At 73.3% G+C, this 19,059-nt stretch carries 14 protein-coding genes and 1 pseudogene; all 15 read left to right on the forward strand.

The annotated features are described in order from the left end of the window. The first annotated feature begins 466 nt into the window (after positions 1-466). Positions 467-1,090, forward strand: a complete 624-nt coding sequence (locus V6V16_RS26350) for a hypothetical protein (RefSeq protein ID WP_334566370.1) — start codon at positions 467-469, stop codon at positions 1,088-1,090. Positions 1,091-1,237: 147 nt separating this feature from the next. Then, positions 1,238-1,699, forward strand: coding sequence for a DUF948 domain-containing protein (locus V6V16_RS26355; protein ID WP_089000990.1), 462 nt, complete (start codon positions 1,238-1,240; stop codon positions 1,697-1,699). A gap of 27 nt (positions 1,700-1,726) precedes the next feature. Next, on the forward strand, positions 1,727-2,032 hold the full coding sequence (locus V6V16_RS26360) for a hypothetical protein (protein WP_334566346.1): 306 nt from the start codon (positions 1,727-1,729) through the stop codon (positions 2,030-2,032). Beyond that, positions 2,029-4,707, forward strand: coding sequence for an alanine--tRNA ligase (gene alaS, locus V6V16_RS26365; RefSeq protein ID WP_334566348.1), 2,679 nt, complete (start codon positions 2,029-2,031; stop codon positions 4,705-4,707). Before V6V16_RS26360 ends, alaS begins: the two co-directional genes overlap by 4 nt. A gap of 72 nt (positions 4,708-4,779) precedes the next feature. Further along, a complete protein-coding gene (ruvX, locus tag V6V16_RS26370) occupies positions 4,780-5,241 on the forward strand; it encodes a Holliday junction resolvase RuvX (protein ID WP_334566349.1) in 462 nt (153 codons plus the stop codon). Beyond that, complete coding sequence (gene mltG / locus V6V16_RS26375) at positions 5,238-6,440, forward strand: endolytic transglycosylase MltG (RefSeq protein WP_334566351.1); 1,203 nt, start codon at positions 5,238-5,240, stop codon at positions 6,438-6,440. The genes ruvX and mltG overlap by 4 nt, the downstream gene beginning before the upstream one ends. Beyond that, positions 6,440-7,264, forward strand: coding sequence for a shikimate dehydrogenase (locus V6V16_RS26380; protein ID WP_334566353.1), 825 nt, complete (start codon positions 6,440-6,442; stop codon positions 7,262-7,264). Before mltG ends, V6V16_RS26380 begins: the two co-directional genes overlap by 1 nt. Positions 7,265-7,786: 522 nt before the next feature. Beyond that, a complete protein-coding gene (locus V6V16_RS26385) occupies positions 7,787-8,620 on the forward strand; it encodes a phosphatase PAP2 family protein (protein ID WP_334566355.1) in 834 nt (277 codons plus the stop codon). Positions 8,621-8,761: 141 nt separating this feature from the next. Further along, positions 8,762-10,462 (forward strand): CBM96 family carbohydrate-binding protein, encoded by a 1,701-nt coding sequence (locus tag V6V16_RS26390; protein WP_334566357.1) that lies wholly within the window; start codon positions 8,762-8,764, stop codon positions 10,460-10,462. A 216-nt stretch (positions 10,463-10,678) separates the two neighbouring features. Then, a complete protein-coding gene (locus V6V16_RS26395) occupies positions 10,679-12,610 on the forward strand; it encodes a hypothetical protein (RefSeq protein ID WP_334566359.1) in 1,932 nt (643 codons plus the stop codon). Between the two features lie 157 nt (positions 12,611-12,767). Beyond that, complete coding sequence (locus tag V6V16_RS26400) at positions 12,768-14,384, forward strand: lipopolysaccharide biosynthesis protein (protein ID WP_334566361.1); 1,617 nt, start codon at positions 12,768-12,770, stop codon at positions 14,382-14,384. A gap of 11 nt (positions 14,385-14,395) precedes the next feature. Further along, entirely contained in the window at positions 14,396-15,751 is a 1,356-nt protein-coding gene (locus V6V16_RS26405; protein ID WP_442934159.1) for an O-antigen ligase family protein, read from the forward strand. Continuing rightward, on the forward strand, positions 15,748-17,418 hold the full coding sequence (locus V6V16_RS26410; protein WP_334566365.1) for a lipopolysaccharide biosynthesis protein: 1,671 nt from the start codon (positions 15,748-15,750) through the stop codon (positions 17,416-17,418). The genes V6V16_RS26405 and V6V16_RS26410 overlap by 4 nt, the downstream gene beginning before the upstream one ends. After that, positions 17,394-18,296 (forward strand): sulfotransferase domain-containing protein, encoded by a 903-nt coding sequence (locus V6V16_RS26415; protein ID WP_334566367.1) that lies wholly within the window; start codon positions 17,394-17,396, stop codon positions 18,294-18,296. The genes V6V16_RS26410 and V6V16_RS26415 overlap by 25 nt, the downstream gene beginning before the upstream one ends. Further along, positions 18,293-19,059, forward strand: a pseudogene (locus tag V6V16_RS26420) (hypothetical protein); the annotation flags it as partial. The gene V6V16_RS26415 and the pseudogene V6V16_RS26420, both read left to right, overlap by 4 nt.

Consider the following 19,059-nt stretch of genomic DNA (forward strand, 5'->3'; position numbering starts at 1 on the left):
CCGACTTCACCCGGAACCCGGCGCCCCCGGCCCGGCCCGTCCGGGGGCGACCCCGCCCGGCCCGGCCCGGCCCGGCACTCCACCCGGTGCCGCCCGGCCGCCGGGCGACGGGGAGCGACCCGAGCCGGCCTCCCCGGGGGCCGCCCGACCCGGCCCGGGCGGGCCCTCCGGGGTGGCCCGGGTGGCCGCACCGGCGCCGCCTCCCGCAGCCGGGGACCGCGCGGGCGGGCGGGCCCTCCCGCCGCACCGCGAGCCCGGGCGGCCGGAGCCGTCGGGCGTCACGCCGGTGCCGTCGCCGGGATCCCCGGACGAGCCCGTGGTGGCCCGGGCCGCCGTGGCGGTCGTACCTCCGGCCGACCCGACCGACGGGCCGGCCCTGCGCCCGGCGGCGGACCCGGAGTCGCCGGACGACGACGCGCCGGGCCCGGGCGGACTGCGCGGCGCGCGCTCCGAGCTGCGCCGCCGGATGCGTGAGCGGCGACGACTGCGGATGGGCGTCCTCGCCCTGGTCAGCGTGTTGCTGCTCGGAGCGGTGCCGCTCTACTTCGGCATCCGTACGCTCAGTCGCGACCCGGTCTTCGACACGCTCGACGCGTTGGACGTGCCGGGCTGGGCGGCGGTGGAGACCGTCGACGACGTCAGCGGCAGCCGCTGGTGCCTGCTCGACTGCCGGCTGCGCGAGCGCACCGTCTCCTCCGAGCGGTCGCCGCAGGAGACCGCGCAGGTCTACGAGCGGGCGCTCGCCGACGACGGCTGGCGGCCGTGGCAGATCACCCGCTGCCCGGAGCAACCGGCGAAGGGGAGCTACACCTGCTGGCGCCGGGACGAGCTGACCCTCGACCTCTGGGTGCGCGAGCCCACCTGCGTGCCGCCGCCGGTGGGCGGGGAGCCGGCCGTCGTGCCGTCGCCCGACCCGTCGACCGCTGCGCAGCGGTGCTCCGGCTCGTTGGTCTCCGTGAAGGTCCGCAACGCGATCGACGACGAGCGGACGCGCCCCCAGCCGAGCACCGATCCGTCACTCACCGGCGAGGATCCCTTCCCGACGCTCAGCGAGGATCCGCTGCGGGAGGCGACACCCTCACCGTCCTGAGCCGGTTTCCACCACGGACGGTAGGGTCGGGGGCTGGCGCGTCCGCCAGCCCCCGACAACCCTCCCGGATCGCGAGCGGGTGCGGGCAGGACGGTCGCGCGTTCCGGGGACGTCGGGTTCCCGGAACTCTGCTTGAGGAGGACAGGCGTGGGCTTTTTCGAGGTCGCGGCGCTGATCGCGGCGATCGCGTTCGCGATGCTGGTGTTGATCCTGACGCTGCCCATCCTGCGGCTGCGGCACACCGTGGACGCCACCACCCGGATGATCAACGACCTCAACGACCGGACGGCGCCGCTGCTGGGCGACGTGAACACCACGGTGAAGAACGTCAACACCGCCCTGGAGCAGGTGCAGACCTCGCTGGACGGGGTCAACCTCCAGCTCGCCAAGGTCGACACCATGACCAGCCACGCGCAGAACGTCACCGCCAACGTCGCCAACCTGGCGACCGTCGTCTCGGCCGCCGCCGCCAACCCGCTGGTCAAGGTGGCCGCCTTCGGCTACGGCGTACGCAAGGCCGCCTCCGCCCGCCGGCACGCCGAGACCGAGCGCGAGGTCCGCGACACCATCAAGCAGCAGCGTCGGGCCGCCAAGCGCGGCAACCGCTGACCCGGTAGCACCAGGAAGGGCTCGGAGATGAGGCGCTTGTTCTGGCTCGGCATCGGGCTGGCCGTCGGCGTGGTGGTGGTCCGCAAGGCCACCCGCACCGCGCAGGCGTACACCCCGGCCGGCATCGCCGGCACGTTGGGCGAATCCGCTGGCGGGCTGGTGGAGTCGCTGCGTAGCTTCGTGGAGGACGTCCGGATCGGGATGGCCGAGCGCGAGCAGGAGATCCACGAGGCGTTCGCCCAGGGCGAGGCGTTCGACGACCAGTTCGCCGAGCTGCGGGAGGACCCGCGCATCGGCGACCGAGAGATCTTTCCGGAGGAGCACCAGCGATGAAGACGGCGGAGATCAAGCGGCGGTACCTCGCCCACTTCGAGGCGAACGGGCACACCGTGGTGCCGTCCGCTCCGCTGCCCGCCATCAGCGACCCGAACCTGCTGTTCGTCAACGCCGGCATGGTGCAGTTCGTCCCCTACTTCCTGGGGCAGCAGACCCCGCCGTACCGGCGGGCGGTCAGCGTGCAGAAGTGCATCCGCACGCCGGACATCGACGAGGTCGGCAAGACCAGCCGGCACGGCACGTTCTTCCAGATGAACGGCAACTTCTCCTTCGGTGACTACTTCAAGGACGGGGCCATCCCGCTCGCCTGGGATCTGGTCACCAGGTCCCAGGAGCAGGGCGGCTTCGGCCTCGACCCGGAGCGGATCTGGCCGACGGTCTACCTCGACGACGACGAGGCGTTCGAGATCTGGCGCTCCGTCGGCGTGCCGAACGAGCGGATCGTGCGCCGCGGCAAGGCGGACAACTTCTGGTCGATGGGCATCCCCGGGCCGTGCGGCCCGTGCTCCGAGCTCTTCTACGACCGCGGCCCCGAGTACGGCGCCGAGGGTGGCCCGGCGGTCGACGAGGACCGCTACATGGAGTTCTGGAACCTCGTCTTCATGCAGTTCGAGCGGGGCCCGGGCACCGGCAAGGAGGACTACCCGATCCTGGGTGACCTGCCGGCGAAGAACATCGACACCGGCATGGGCCTGGAGCGGATGGCGTCCATCCTCCAGGGCGTCGACAACCTCTACGAGATCGACGAGGTCCGGCCGATCCTCGACCGGGCCGCCGAGCTGACCGGCAAGCGCTACGGCGCCCGCTCCGGGCACGTGGCCAGCGAGTCGCACCCGGACGACGTCCGGCTGCGGGTCATCGCCGACCACGTGCGTACGGCGCTGATGCTGATCGGCGACGGCGTCACGCCGTCCAACGAGGGGCGCGGCTACGTGCTGCGCCGCATCATGCGCCGGGCGATCCGGGCGATGCGGCTGCTCGGCTGGCAGGAACGGGCGCTGCCGGAGCTGCTGCCGGTGGCCCGCGACTGCATGTCCCCGTCATACCCGGAGCTGGCCACCGACTTCGACCGGATCGCCGACTACGCGTACGCGGAGGAGGACGCGTTCCTCTCCACCCTGCGGGCCGGGACCACGATCCTGGACACGGCGATCACCGAGACCCGCACCGCCGGCAAGCAGGCGCTCTCGGGCGAGAAGGCGTTCCAGCTGCACGACACGTACGGCTTCCCGATCGACCTGACCCTGGAGATCGCGGCCGAGCAGGGGCTCCAGGTCGATGCCGAGGGCTTCCGCCGGCTGATGGCCGACCAGCGGGCCCGCGCCAAGGCCGACGCGCAGGCGCGCAAGACCGGGCACACGGACCTGTCGGCCTACCGGTCGGTGCTCGACTCGGGCGGGCCGGTGCGGTTCACCGGGTACGGCGAGGTGTCCCGGGAGTCGACGGTGCGGGCGGTGCTCGGCGCCGACGGCCCGCGCCGGGCGGCGGTCGAGGGCGACACGATCGAGCTGGTGCTCGACGCCACCCCGTTCTACGCCGAGGGCGGCGGGCAGCAGCCCGACCTCGGCATGATCACGGTCGGCGGCGGCCAGGTCGAGGTGCTCGACGTGCAGCAGCCGGTGCCGGGGCTGATCGTGCACCGCGCCCGGGTGCTGCGGGGCGAGGTGCGGGCCGGGGAGACCGGCTACGCCGAGATCGACACCACCCGCCGGCGGGCCATCTCCCGGTCGCACACCGCGACGCACCTGGTGCACCAGACGATGCGCAACTTCCTCGGCGAGTCCGCCACCCAGGCCGGTTCGCTGAACGCGCCGGGGCGGCTGCGCTTCGACTTCAACACCCCGACGGGGGTGGCGCCCAGCGTGCTGCGCGACGTCGAGCAGCAGGTCAACGAGGTGCTCCTGGCCGACCTGGAGGTGCACGCCTTCATCACCTCGCTGGAGGAGGCGCGGCGGATCGGCGCGATGGCGCTGTTCGGCGAGAAGTACGGCGAGGAGGTGCGGGTCGTCGAGGTCGGCGACTACGCCCGCGAGCTGTGCGGCGGCACCCACGTCGCCCGCTCCGGCCAGCTCGGCCTGGTCAAGATCCTCTCCGAGTCGTCCATCGGCTCCGGGGTACGCCGGGTCGAGGCGCTGGTCGGCATGGACGCCTTCAACTTCCTGGCCCGGGAGCACCTGCTGGTCTCCCGCCTCGCCGAGCTGTACCGGGTGCCCAACGACCAGGTCGCGGACCGGGTCGAGCAGACCGTGACGCAGCTGCGCGACGCCGAGAAGGAGCTGGAGAAGCTCCGTGCCCAGCTGGTGCTCGGCGGCGCGGCGGCCCTCGCGGCGCAGGCGAAGGAGGTGCGCGGGGTCGCGTACGTGGGCACCGAGGCGCCGGAGGGCGCGGCCGGCAACGACGTGCGGACCCTCGCCCAGGAGATCCGCGGCCGGATCGACCCGGCGCGGCCCGCGGTCGTGGCGGTGGCGGCGCGGGCCAACGGCAAGGCGTCGCTGGTCGTCGCCGTCAACCCCGCCGCCCGCGCTCGCGGCCTGGCGGCTTCGAGCCTGGTCAAGACGGCCTTCTCCGGGCGCGGCGGGGGCAGCCCCGACCTGGCCCAGGGCGGCGGCCTGCCGGCCGCGGAGGCGCCGAACCTGCTGCTCACGGTCGAGAAGGCGATCGCTGAGGCGTGAGGCTCGTTCGCAGCGGCCAGGGCGGACCCGCGCGGTCCGCCCTGGTCCGCCGTTTCAGGGGAGTCACCGGCCGTGAGTGAGTTGTCCCGGGGTGTCCGGCTCGGGGTGGACGTCGGGCAGGTCCGGGTGGGGGTTTCCCGCTCCGACCCGCACGGCGTGCTGGCCACCCCGCTGGTGACCCTCGTCCGCGATCTCGACGCGGCCGCGGACGCGGTGCCGGGCGACATCGCCGCGCTCAAGGCGTTGGTGGCCGAGCACGAGGCGGTGGAGGTCGTCGTCGGCCTTCCGGTCAACCTCGCCGGCAAGCACGGCCCCGCGGCCGTCCACGTGAAGGCGTACGCTGACCGGCTGGCCGATGTAATAGCGCCCGTTCCGGTGGCGCTCACCGACGAGAGGATGTCCACGGTCGTGGCGTCTCGTAGGCTTGCCGAGCGTGGTGTCCGGGGGAAACGGCAACGGGCGGTGGTCGACCAGGCCGCCGCGGTGGAGATTCTGCAGAGCTGGCTGGAAGCGCAGCGGAGGCGGACGCGATGATGGACGATCTTGACCTCGGGTTCGACGAGCAGGACCGGGGGGAGAAGGGCAAGCACCGGCGCGGCGCGGTGCGCAAGCGCCAGGGCGGCTCCGGCGGCGGTGGCCGGGGCAGGACGGTCCTGGCGCTGCTGCTCGCCCTGGTCCTGCTGGGCGGGATCGGCGGCGGCGCCTTCTACGGCTTCGACCGCGTCCAGAGCTACTTCGTGACCCCCGACTACGACGGCTCGGGCACCGGCGAGGTGACGGTCGAGATCAAGCAGGGCGCGCTGATCGCCGATATGGCCAGCGCGCTGGTCGCCGCCGACGTGGTGAAGAGCACCAAGGCGTTCATCGAGGCCGCCGAGGCGAACGCCCGCAGCAAGAACATCCAGCCGGGCACGTACAAGCTGCGCAAGCGGATGAGCGGGGAGAGCGCCGTCACCGCGATGCTCGACCTGAAGAACCGGGTCGTCAACGGGGTCACGATTCCGGAGGGCCGCACGGCGAAGGGCGTCTACAAGCTGCTCTCCGAGAAGACCAAGATCCCGGTGAAGGACTTCGAGGCGGCGGCGAAGGACCCGCTGGCGCGGGGCGTGCCGGACTGGTGGTTCAAGCGAACCGACGGCATGAAGGTCAAGCCGTCGATCGAGGGCTTCCTCTACCCGGACACCTACGAGATCCCGCCGAAGGCGACCGCCGAGTCGATCATCGAGCTGATGGTCGAGAACTTCCTCGGCGTGACCCAGGAACTCCAGTTCGCCGACCGGGTGCAGAAGGAGCGCGGCGGCATCAGCCCGTACGAGGCGTTGATCGTCGCGTCGCTGGCCCAGGCCGAGGCGGGGAACAAGGACGACCTGGGCAAGGTCGCCCGGGTCGCCTACAACCGGGTCTTCGGCGAGTTCCCGTGCAACTGCCTGGAGATGGACGTCACCGTCAACTACTACCTGGAGTCGATCGGGAAGCCGACCAAGCGCTCGGCGGACATGACCGCCGCGGAACTGGACGACCCGAAGAACCCGTACAACCGCAAGCTCAAGGGCCTGGTGCCCACCCCGATCAACAACCCGGGCAAGCAGGCCATCGAGGGTGCGATGGACCCGCCGCCCGGCAAGTGGCTCTTCTTCGTGGCGATCGACAAGGAGGGGCACTCCGCCTTCGCCGAGACCTACGACCAGCACGAGAGGAACATGGCCAAGGCGCGGGAGGCCGGGGTCATCTGATGACGGCCGCACGGCGGGCGGGGGTGCTCGGCACGCCGATCGCGCACTCCCTCTCCCCGGTGATCCACAACGCCGGCTACGCGGCGGCGGGGCTGACCGGGTGGTCGTACACCCGGATCGAGTGCGCGGCGGCGGAGCTGCCGGGCGTGCTCGCCGGCCTCGGCCCGGAGTGGGCCGGGCTGTCGGTCACGATGCCGGGCAAGGAGGCGGCGCTCGCGGTGGCCGCCGAGGTCTCGCCGGTCGCCGCCGCCGTCGGCGCCGCCAACACGCTGGTACGCCGCCCGGACGGCTCCTGGTATGCCGACAACACCGACGTCGTCGGCATGGTGGAGGTGCTCACCGACGCCGGGGTGCGCCCGGGGGCGACGGTGGCGGTGCTGGGCGCGGGCGGCACCGCCCGCGCGGCGGTGGCCGCCGCGGGCCGTCTCGACGCCCGCGCGGTGACCGTGGTGGCCCGCCGCCCGGCGGCGGTCGAACAGCTGCGCCCGGTGGCGCGCGCGGTCGGCGTGGAGATGACCGGCGCGCCCTGGCGCGACGCGGCCGACCGCTGCCGCGCCGATTTGGTGGTCTCCACCGTGCCGAAGGGCGTGGCGGATCCGCTCGCCGACGCGGTGGCCTGGCGGCCGGGGACGGTGCTCTTCGACGCGCTCTACGACCCGTGGCCGACGCCGCTGGCCGCGTCGGCCGAGGCCGCCGGCTGCCGGATCGTCTCCGGCCTCGACCTGCTGCTGGCCCAGGCGGTGGGCCAGTTCGAGCACTTCACGGGCGTTCCGGCGCCCCGGGCGGCGATGGCCGCCGCGCTGGCCGCCGCCCGCGCCGTATGAGCGCGTAGCGGTCTGCTCGGCCGGACCCACCAGTGGCAGGTCCGTGACCTCGGAGGTCCGCCCTGGCCGTCCCATCGAGCGGTCGGACGCCGCCGCTCGTCGCACTCGGCCGGGACTGGACGGTCACCGGCAGGGCCGCCGGTCGGCGGGTGCGGGGCGCGCTGCCGCCGGGGCGCGCCCGGGAGCCCTGGCGCGCCCGCGTCGAAGGCCGCCGCGGGTCGGCGCGAGGGGCGAGGTCCCGCAGTCGTCAATCCGACGAAGCCAACGGGAGCCTGCGCCCTGGTCGGCGTACCCGTCCGGCCCCCGCAATCCATTAGGGTGGGCTACCCGATCAGTTGGCGCCGCGGTGTTGACGTGTTGATCGTGTCCAGGAAGCTGTGGGGCGCCAGCGGGCCCGAAGAGTGGGAGTTCCCGGTGGCCCGGATCTGGAGGACCGATGACATCGACGGACGCGAGGCGGCGCGCTGCCGCCGTGGGGGCGGCAGGGGCCACCGCCGGTCGAGCGGGCGGCGGTGACCGGTCGTGTTTCTGATCTACCTGTTGGGAGTGCTGTCGGTGGTGGCGCCGGCCGTCCTCGTCCCGGTGCTGGCCGCCCGTTGGGTACCGGCCGTGCGGGAGAGCCGGGCGGCGGACCGGCTGCGCGCCGCCTTGGCCGGGCTCACCGACGCGCTCGGCCGGATCGGGGCCGCCCTAGTCGTCCTGCTCGCCGGGTCCGCGGCGGTGGTCGCGATCTGCTGGCCGCTCGGCGAGGCGCTGGCCAGCCTGGAACCGTCCGTCGACCATCCGGTCTTCGACTACGTGCACGCCCGCCGCGTCGAGACGTGGGCGGACATCAACTCGTTCGTCACCGGGATGGGGGATCGCTACCCGCTGAAATGGGTCACCGTGGTCGCGGCCCTGGTCTTCGCCCTCGCCTGGCACCGGCGTCGTCGGCCCTGGTGGGTTCCCCTGGTCGCGATGCCCCTGCAGTTCGTCGTCGAGCAGTACACCCAGGAGATCCTCGCGGTGACCGTGGACCGGGGCCACCCGCCCACCGACGTCGGCACCTACCCCTCCGGTGGCTGCGCCCGGGTCCTGCTCACCTTCGGGATCATCGCGGTGCTGGCGGGACTGACCTGGGACATCCCGCGGCGCGGCCGGATCGCCATCGCGACGGTGGTCGCCGTACTGGTCTCCGTGGAGGGCTACACCCGCATCTACGCGGAGAAGCACTGGCTGACCGACGTGATCGGAGGCTGGATCTTCGGCCCGCTGCTCTTCGCCGTGGTGGCGCTGACGGTGTTCGTGGCGGCCGGGCGGGTGCGTCCGCCGGTCGGGTCCGCGACGGAGACCCCGGTGGGCGTCACCACCTCCTGACGACGCGGCACGTCGCGGAGTGCCTGCTGACATCCTTAGCTGGCCATTAAGACCTGCTTAGCTACGTCCCGTCAGACTCCAGTCGCCTTGCGTCAGTAGATACGCTCCCACCAGTTACCGCAGCCAACCCAGGGAGCTGGATTGAGCAGGCACGGAGCGCACCGCCTCACCCGGCACGTCAACCGCCGTCGCAAGGGGTTGCGGCTCGGCGTGGCTGCCGCCGCGGTGGTGGGAGGGCTGGTGGCCACCATGATGCCGCTGCTGGCCGTCGACGAGGTCTCGATCCAGGCGAGGGCGGACACCACGGCGACCGCCGTCAGCCAGGACGGGGACAACGGTGCGAAGTCCACTTTGGCCACCTGCCCGAGCCGCTGCGACGCCAACCCGCACGGGGCCCGGGAGGCGGTCCTGGAGTTCGCCGTACCCGCGCTGCCGGCGAACGCGGTCGACATCCGGGCCACCCTCCGGGTGCACGCCTGGCAGGAGGCCGACGTCACGGTGACGGCTCACGGGTCCACCGTCGCCGCGACACTGGCGCGACCGGCGCCGGCGCCCACGGGCGCCGCCGTCGACAGGGTCACCGGGGTGCGGCCGGGCTTCAACGAGTGGGACGTCTCCGAGTTGGTCGGCGGCACCGGCACCGGCACGGTCACCGTCTCCCTGGCGCAGGCCGGGCTGGAGACCCGCGTCTACTGGGCGTCGTCGGAGAACCGCAACGCCGACGTGCGTCCGCACCTGGTGGTGCGCTACGAGGTCGCGACCCGCCCGACCCCGTCGTCGAGCGGCGCCGCGCCCTCGCCGAGCCGCCCGACGGCCTCCGCCACGCCGCCCGCGACTCCGCCGCCGAGCGCCAGCCCGAGCCGTCCCGCCCCGAGGCCGACCCCGACCCCGTCGCGTCCCGTCGGCTGTGGACAGGTTTCGCCGAAGCTGGTGCCCTCCTGTGGCGCCTGGTGGGGGATGTACTCGCCGACCGACCCCGCCACCTGGGATCACGGCCGAGCCATCACCGACATCGAGGCGCAGGTCGGGCGGCGGTTCGACATCGTGCACCGGTACCACGACTTCTCCGGCAGCGGCAGCAACGGGGCATTCCCGGACGCGTTCGAGCAGCGGCAGCTGCGCGAGGGCCGGTTGATGTTCTTCGCCTGGGAGTCCCGGATCTTCTCCTCGGGAACCGTCCTGACCTGGAAGGACGTCTCCAGCGGGCGGCACGACGAGACCATCGACGCGGCCGCCGCCCGGATCCGGGCCACCGGCGTACCGGTGTTCCTGGGCTTCGACCACGAGCCGGAGGACGAGCCGGGCAAGGGCAGCGACGCCGACTTCGTGCGCGCCTGGCGCCACGTGCACGACCGATTCGCCGCCGCCGGTGCCCACAACGCGGTCTGGGTGTGGACGATGATGGGTTGGTCGGGCCACCACAGCCGGTACGCGGGGCTGTACCCGGGGGACCGCTACGTGGACTGGGTGGCCTGGGACCCGTACAACTTCCACGTCTGCAACGGCAGTACGGTCTGGAAGGACCCGGCGACCACCATCGGCAGCTTCTACCGGTGGTTGGACCAGGAGGGCGTCGGCGCGGGCAAGCCGCGGATGCTCGCGGAGTTCGGGACCAACTTCGACGCGGCCGACCCGGACGCCAAGCGGCGCTGGTTCGAGGAGTTCCCCGCCGCGCTCAAGGCACATCCGAAGATCAAGGCAGCTGTCTATTTCAACTCGGCCGGCATGACCACCCGGACGAGGACGTGCGACATGACGATGAACCACGACGGGTCCGCCCTGGCCGGGTTCGCCCGGGCCGGCCGCGACGCCTATCTGCGCCAACCGACGCGGGAGAGTTGACGGCGGGAGGCCCTCGCGGCGGCGGGCCGGAGTTGAGTCGGAAATCCGACCCGGTACGCTCCCCGTCGTCGCGTGGCTCATCGCCCGTCCAATCGGCGGATATCGCCAACCGTGGTCGACGAGGCACGCTACGCGGGTTCTCATCCCACTTGGAGGCGTAGCGTGCCCGAAGTCTCGCTCTCTCGGCGATCCGCCGGATTCCGCGTCCGCGCGGCCGTGATCGGTCTGGCGACCGTCGCCGCCGTGTTGGCCGTACCGTCGGCGTCGACCGCCGCCACGGTGCCGGCACCCGAGACGCAGACCCTCGTGTCGGCCAACCCCGTCGACCACACCCCGCACGCCCGGGACGGCGAGACCCGCGCCTTCGCGGAGGTCGGTTCGACGGTGTATGTCGGGGGCAGCTTCACCCAGATCCGGCAGAGCGCCAGCACACCGTGGATCACGCAGAACTATCTGTTCGCGTACGACCGGACCACCGGAGTCATCTCGACGACGTTCCTGCCGCTTCTCGACGGCGCGGTCAACTCCCTGATCGCCGGTCCGAACGGCATGCTGATCGTCGGTGGCTACTTCAAGACGGTCAACGGGGTGTCCCGGAAGAATCTCGTCGCGCTGAACGCCACCACCGGGACGATCATCGACAGTTGGGTGGGCCGCTCGGACGGTGGCATGGTCCGCGACATGGTGTTGAACGGCAACCACCTGTACCTCGCCGGCGCCTTCAACTGGGTCAACGGTACGGCGCACTCCGGGCTTGCGCGGCTGAACGCCACCACCGGCGCGATCGACCCGACCTTCAACGTCAACGCCACCGTCGGGCGGCACGGTACCGGCTCGTACGGCTGGAAGATCGACGTCACGCCGGACGGCGGGACCATGGTCGCCGCCGGGAACTTCACGCTGGTCAACGGGGTTCAGCGCGACCAGATGGCGCTGATCGACCTGACCGGGACCCCGGCGTTGCTGGACTGGAGCACCGAGAAGTTCGCCCCGCCGTGCGCGGCGCCGGAGACCTTCGTCCACTACGTGCAGGACGTGAGCTTCAGCGCGGACGGCAGCTGGTTCGTCGTCGGTACCAACGGTGGCGCGGGCTGGCCGCAGGCGTACTGCGACGTGCTGATCCGCTTCGAGACGGCAGCGCGGGGAGCCGGCCAGCTCGGCACGTGGGTGAACTACACCGGCAACGACACGATCACCTCGGTCGAGGTCGCCGACAACGTCATCTACACGGCCGGACACTTCCGTTGGCTCAACAACCCGAACGCGCACGACGCCCCGGGCCAGGGGGCGATCGACCGGCTCGGCATCGCCGCCGTCACCCCGGCCACCGGCATGCCGGTGATGTGGAACCCCGGTCGTCGCGGCAGCGCGTCCATGCCTCCCGGCACGAGCAACTGGGGCTCGCAGGTGCCGGTGCTCTGGCGCGGCAGGGACGGGCTCTACTTCGGGCACAACTCGGACGGCATGGGCAGCGAGTACCACGGCCGCCTGGGGATGTTCCCCCTCGCCGGCGGCCGCACCGTCGTCCCGAAGAACCCGCCCACGGCGACGACCGGCAACCTCTACCTGGGCACCGGCCAGGGCCAGCTGGCCAAGGTGCCGTTCAACGGTACGAGCCTCGGCAGCCCGACCACGGTCAGCCAGCCGAACTACACCGACGCCGGAGCGACGTGGCGGGTGAGCGACCGCGTCTACTGGGCGCACACGGTGCCCGGCGCCCCCACCGGAAGCCGGATCGACGTCTCGATGTTCAACGGCGTCAGCATCGGCGTCCCGTGGGAGTCGTCGGGGTTCAACGACTGGTTCAACGCGGCGAACATGACCGGGGCGTTCTTCCTGAACGGACGGCTCTACTACACGCGGACCGGGGCGAACGCCCTGTACTACCGGTACTGGGAGATCGACGGCAACTACCTGGGCGCCACCGAGTTCAGCCTCCCCACGACCGGCGTCACCTGGTCGTCGGTGCGGGGCATGTCGTGGGTGGGCGGCCGGATCGTGTACGGGGGCGTCGACGGCTCGCTGCGCAGCGTGCCGTTCGACCCGACCGCGGCGCCGGCTGTCGACGGCGCGGCGAGCACGGTGGTCGCGCCGCCCAGCGCCGAACTGACCTGGTCCACCCCACGGATCTTCTTCTCCGTGCAGTGACGGTCCATCCGTTCGTCAGGGACAATCGGTAGATTGTTCACGTCGGGCCGGCGACGGGTCCACGTCGCCGGCCCGCTGCGTCGCAAGGAAACCGATCACGGCTCCCGCTGCGCGCGTCGTTCCGTCCGGGCAATTCACATACAGACGGTGAAATCTGATGGCTGACGCTCCTCCCGGCTCCTGGTCCGCCGATTCGTCGGGCGGTGGGGGCGCCCCGGCCCGGACAGTGACCCTGACCGACCTGCTGCGCGTCCCCCTGCACCGCATCCGGCTGGTGGGGGCGGTCGCCGCGATCGGCCTGGTCGCGGCCCTCGGGTACGTCGTCATCGTCCCGCGCGCGGTCACCGCGAGCGCGGTCGTGGCCGTACGCCCGGTCGTCACCGACGCGTTCACCCCGAGCGGCGCCGCCGCCGACCGTGCCGTGAACATGAACGTCGAGAGCGGCATCGCCACCGGAACCGAAGTGGTGCAACGGCTCGCGGAGGCGGGCGGCGACGACCAGCGGGACGTGCGGGACGCCCTCGAGGTCGAGGTGCCGACCGGCGGTCAGATCCTGCGCTTCTCCTACACCGCGCGCTCCGCCGAGGAGGCGGTGCGCAACGTCAACCTCGCCGCGCAGGGCTATCTCGACGTGCGCCGGACGATGTACGAGAAGCAGCGTGCCGAGATGCTCAGACGCTACGAGGAGAGCATCGCGGAGGTCGACGAGCGGCGTACGGCGTTGCAGAAACGGATGGCCACCGCGCGGGACGGTGCGAGGGAGGCCGCCGTCGCCGAGCTCGCCGGCATCAACAACCAGATCACGCAGTTGAACTCCGCCCGGACCGAGATCGCGGCGGTCGACGTCAGTCCGGGCTGGATCACCCAGAGCGCCGAGCGCGGCCTGGTCTCCTCCGCCGGAAGCGGACTGCTCTACGTGCTGGCCGGGCTCCTGGGGGGCGCACTGCTCGGCGTGGTGCTGGCGTACGCCTGGGAGTCCGTGGACCGGCGGGTCCGGTCCGTCGACGACGGCCGGGACGTCACCGGCCTACCCCTGCTCGGCACGGTGCGCGGCCGGCGGTTCCGGGGCCGTGGCCAGGCCGTGGACGCCGACATCCGGTACGTGGCGTTGGCGATCGGCGAGCGGGTTCGCGAGCCGGCCCGGGTGGCGTTGCTGACCACCCGGGAGGACCAGAGCGCCATCGCCGCCGGCCTGGCGGTCGCGTTGGCGGCGACCGGCCGCGATGTCTATGTCGCCGACGACAGCGGCCGCCTGGAGCGCCTGCGTACCGAAGTGCTGGCCGGCCTGGGGCGGCTGCCGGCCACGGCCAACCCGGCCGGCCCGGCCGTTCCCAAGCCGCGCGAGGGCGGCACGGCCAGCGTCGACGACATCACCCAGCAGGTCGCGGTCCGGCGGCCCTCCCCGTTCCCGACCGGCACACCGCGCCCCTCCACGGACCCGGACGCCACCATGACCCTGCCCCGGGTCGCGTCCGGCGTGCCGGCCAGTGGACAGAGCAAGGTCAGGAAGTTCCCCGACGAGATTCCCGTGGCAGCCGGCGGAATCCGCTTCGGTACCTGGCGGCAGCGTGCCGCCACCGGCACGGTGCTGTTCAACGCTCCGCCCGCCGAGGCCGACGAGCGGGGTGTCGCCGCCGCCCGCCAGGGCACCGCCGTGGTGGTCGTGGAGCAGGACGGAACCCGTCAGGGCGACCTGCGCCGGCTGGTGGAGCGGCTGCGCGCCGCCGGTGTCACGCCGTTGGGTTTCGTGCTGACCCGTAGCGGACGGGGTTGAGGGTGCCGGTCATCCGCGCCCCGGCCAGCAGCGGGCCGGACGAGGGCGGACCGTCGGGAATCGCCCCACCGCCCCCACCGGCTCCACCACCGCCCCGGCTCCCCCTCTGGCCGCTGCTGACGATGTTCGCCCTGGTGCCGCTGTGGTGGCTGGCCGGCGCGTTCTACCTGATCTGGTCAGTGCTCGGCGTGGTGTTGTTGGCGCTGCTCGTCGTGCGGGGACGGGTGCCGCTGCCGCCCGCCACGGGCGTCTGGCTGCTGTTCCTCGCGCTGGTGCTGCTCAGCGCCACGCAGTTGCCGTCGCGGGTCTCGCTGCTGCCGTTCGGCCTGCGGCTGGGCTTCTACGTCACCGCGCTCGTGGTCGCCGTCTACGTCTACGTCTACGCGCGCGAACGTACCGACCAGGCGGTGGTGCTCGTGCCGCTCTGCCTGTTCTGGCTCGGCCTGGTGGCGCTGGGCTGGCTCGGGGTGCTGGCGCCGCGGTTCACGCTGACCACCCCGACGGAGATGCTGCTCCCCGGCGGCCTGGCCGCCCACCCCTACATCCAGGACCTGGTGCACGTCACCGCCGCCGAGTACAGCGAACGGGCGCTCAACCCGATCTACCGGCCGGCGGCGCCCTTCCCGTACACCAACCACTACGGCGGCGCGTACGCGATGACGCTGCCCTGCGTCGTGGCGTACACCATGCTGCGCCGCCACGGCGTCTTCCGCTGGATCCTGCTCGCGTCGCTGCCACTCTCCCTGGCTCCGGCCTTCCTGACCCTCAACCGGGTGATGTTCGCGAGCCTCGGCGCGGGCCTGGCGGTGCTGGGCGTCCGGGCCGCGCGACGCGGCAACCTCCGGGTGGGCGTCTCCGTCGTCGGGGTCCTGGCCATCGGCGGACTCGCCACCTTGTTCATCCCGGTCACCGAGCTCATCGGCAACCGGGTCGCGTCCAGCGACACGAACAGTGACCGGCTCGCCCTCTACGCCGAGGTGCTCCGTCGCATCAGGGACTCGCCCTGGCTCGGGTACGGAGGGCCGGTCAGCGTCGACACGCTCTCCTCCGGGGTGCCGGTCGGCACCCAGGGACAGTTCTGGACGGTGCTCTTCAGCCACGGGGTGCCGGCGTTGCTCTGCTTCCTGGCCTGGTTCGTGATCGTCGCCATGATCTGCGCCCGGGTCCGCTCGGCGCCCGGGCAGTGGCTCGCGGTGGTCCCGGTGGTGTGCATGGCGCAGATGCCGTTCTACGGCATGACCGACCCCACCATCACGATCGCCTTCTTCGCGGGCGCCCTCGCGATGGCGTTCACGGAGCGGGAGGTGGGTGCCCGCCCGGCCCACCCGCCCCGTACCAGCCGAGAACCGGAAGCGGTGCGGGCATGACGGCCGCGGTCCGCCCGCACGGCGACGGCGACGGACCGCCGCCCGCCGCCAGCGGCGTACCGGCTCGGGGAGTCGACGGGCCCCCGGCCGACGGCGCGGCGGAGGCCCGACGGGGTGCCCGCAGCGGGATCACCGGCCTCCTCGGCGCGGCGGTCAACGGTCTCTTCGGGTTCCTGCTGGCGGTCGTCGTCACCCGGGGCTACGGCACCGAGGGCGCCGGTGCGCTCTTCGCGGCGATCGGCGTGGTCACCGTCGTGGCCGCCGTCTGTGTCCTGGGAGCGGAGACGGGGCTCGTCTGGGCGCTACCCCGGCGGCGGCTCGGGCCCGGCGGGGACGCCGCCGGGATGCTCGTGGTGGCCCTGCTTCCACCGCTGGCCCTCGCGTTCGCCGTCGCCGCCGCCGGAACCCTGGCCGCCGACGCGCTGGCCCGCCGGCTGTTCGACGGGCCGGCGGCGGACGGCGCGGCGCTGCTCACGGCCAGCTTCGCGGCGGTTCCGGTGCTGGTGGCGATGACGCTGTTGTTCGCCGTGCTGCGCTGCGCACGGCCGATCCGGGCATACGTGGCGGTGCAGTCCGTCCTGCTGCCGGTGGCGCGGCCGGTGCTCGTCGGCGTGGCGGTCCTGACCTCCGGAGGGCTGCTGGCCGGCCTGGGCGGGTGGCTGGTGCCGGCGGGGGTCGCCGCGCTGTTCGCGCTGCTGCTGGTCGCCGGCCCGCTCGGACTGGGGCGGGGAGCGGCGCTGCGCCCGCAGCGGGAGGACTGGTCGACGTTCTGGCGCTTCGCGCTGCCCCGGGCCGCGTCGGCCGCCATCGACGCCGGGAACATGTGGGTGGGGGTGCTGCTCACGTCGGTGCTCGCCGGCCCGGCCGCCGCCGGCGTCTTCGGCGCCGTCGGGCGCTACATCCTCGCCGGCCAGCTGGCCATGCAGGGCCTGCGGGTGGCGGTGTCGCCGCAGCTGTCCCGGCTGCTCGGCCGGGGTGACCGGGCCGCGGCGGCGGCCGTGCACCGGCGGTTGACGACCTGGGGGCTGGTCCTCTCCTGGCCGGTCTACCTGCTGCTCGCCGTCTTCGGGCTGGCCTTCCTCCAGCTCTTCGGGCCCGAGTTCGCCGCCGGCGTCCCCGCGATGACCGTGCTCGCGCTGGCCATGCTGGTCAACACCGGGGTCGGCAACGTGCAGAGCCTGCTGCTGATGGGTGGGCGCAGCGGGCTGCACCTGGCGGCCACGCTGGCCGGGCTGCTGGTCACCGTCTCCCTCGGCCTGTGGCTGATCCCGGCGCACGGCGCCACCGGGGCCGCGCTGGCCTGGGCGTTGGGCATCGCCACCGAGAACCTCAGCGCCGTCGCCTGCGCCCGGGCGGTGGTCGGCCAGCCGCTGGTCGACGCGGCGATGCTGCGCGCCGCCGCGGGCACCGCCGCCGGGGTCGGGGCCGCCGCGGCGGTCGGGGTGCTGGCCGGCGGCCGGGGGATCAGCGGTCTGGCCGTGGCACTGGGCGTGCTGGCCGCCGGCTGCGTCGGCTTGTTGACGTTGCCCCGGGTGCGGCGCCGCATCCGGGCGACCATGGTGCAGGTCCGAGGGCGGCAGGAGGTGGCCCCCGGTGGCCACCGGGCCCGCCCCGGAGAAGACGAAGGGCAGGTGAGGTCGTCGTGCCGTCCATCCGGAACCGGGTGAAGCAGCTCGTACCGACCCAGGTGACGCAGCGGGTGCGGGAGTCGCTCGTCGACTACGGGGTACGGACCAGCGACCGGCGGCCCCTGCCGGACTTCCTCATCATCGGCACCAAGCGGGGCGGCACCACCTCGCTGTGGAACTACCTCATCCAGCACCCGCTGGTGCCCCGGCTCTTCCCGGCGTGGAACACCAAGTCCTCGCACTACTTCGAGGAGCACTGGGGGCGCGGCGAGGCGTGGTACCGGTCGCACTTCCCGACGCACCGGCAGCGGGAGGCGCTGGAGAAGCGGCACGGCGGGCCGGTACGCGTCGGCGAGGCGGCGCCGCTGTACATGTTCCACCCCCTCGCGGCGCAGCGGGTCGCCGCGCTGATGCCGTCGGTGCGGCTGATCGTGCTGCTGCGCGACCCGGTGGAGCGGGCGTACTCGCACTGGAAGGAGCGGCGGACGCACGGCATCGAGCCGCTCGACTTCGCCGCCGCGCTGGCCGCGGAGGAGGAGCGCACGGCGGGGGAGCGGGAGCGGCTGATCGCCGAGCCGGAGTACTTCAGCGAGCCGTACGACTGGTACACCTACCGTGCCCGGGGCCGCTACCTGGAGCACCTGGAGCCGTGGCTGGAGCGTTTCGACCGCCGGCAGATCCTCTTCCTGCCCAGCGAGGACCTCTACCGCGACGCCCGCTCGACGTACCGCCGGACGCTGGACTTCCTCGGCCTGCCCCCGCACGACCTGCCCGACTTCAAGGTCTACAACGACCGCCGCTCGGCCCCGCTGGAGCCGGCGGTGCGTGCCGAGCTGACCGGCTACTACCGCCCGTACAACGAGGCGTTGCGGCAGCGGTTGGGGCTGCGACTCGACTGGCCGGACGGGGTCGCGTGACGGCGCGGGCCGTCGTGGCCGACCCGCGCACCCGCACCGACGGGCTGGGCTGGGTCACCCGGGCCGTCTTCGGCGACGAGCGGATCGCCCTGACCGTGGGCGGTCCGCCGCCGCCCGGGCACCGGGCCGTCGCCCGGTACGCGATCGTCCCGTCGCTCGCCCGGGCCCGCTTCCTGCTGCCGCTCGGCGCGCCCAGGGCCACGGCCGCCGCGCTGCTGGCGTACAACGCGCTGCGCCCGCCGAAGATACGGGCGGTGCGGGCCGCGCTCGGCACGGCGGCCCGGGTCGGCGCGGTCGACCTGGCGCCGTTCCCCCGGCTCACCGTGTCGCTGCCCGACGGGGTGGCGGCCGACGAGGCGCTGCTGGCCGGGCGGCTGGGCGCCGCGCTCGGCGAGCCCCGCGTGCACGCCGCCTGCGGGGTCCGCCCTCCCGACCCGAACCACAAGCCCACCCTGCAACTCTTCGACCCCGCCGGCCGGGCCCTCGGCTACGCGAAGATCGGCTGGAACGGGGCCACCCGGGCGTTGGTGACCGCCGAGGCGGCGGCGCTGAGGGAACTGCCGGCGGTGACCGGCACGCCCGGCCATCCGGCGGCGCCCCGCCTGCTCGCCGAGGCGAGCGGGGCGGGCCGGGTGGTCGCGCTGGTCGAGCCGTTGCCGCCGGCCGTGCGGGGGGTGCCGGCCGGCGAACCGCCCCGGCTCGCCGCGCTGCTCGCGGTGGCCCGGCGGGGCCGCCCGCCGGCGGCGCCGCGGCCGCTGACCGG

Source organism: Micromonospora sp. CPCC 205561 (assembly GCF_036906775.1).
Taxonomy (GTDB): Bacteria; Actinomycetota; Actinomycetes; order Mycobacteriales; family Micromonosporaceae; genus Micromonospora.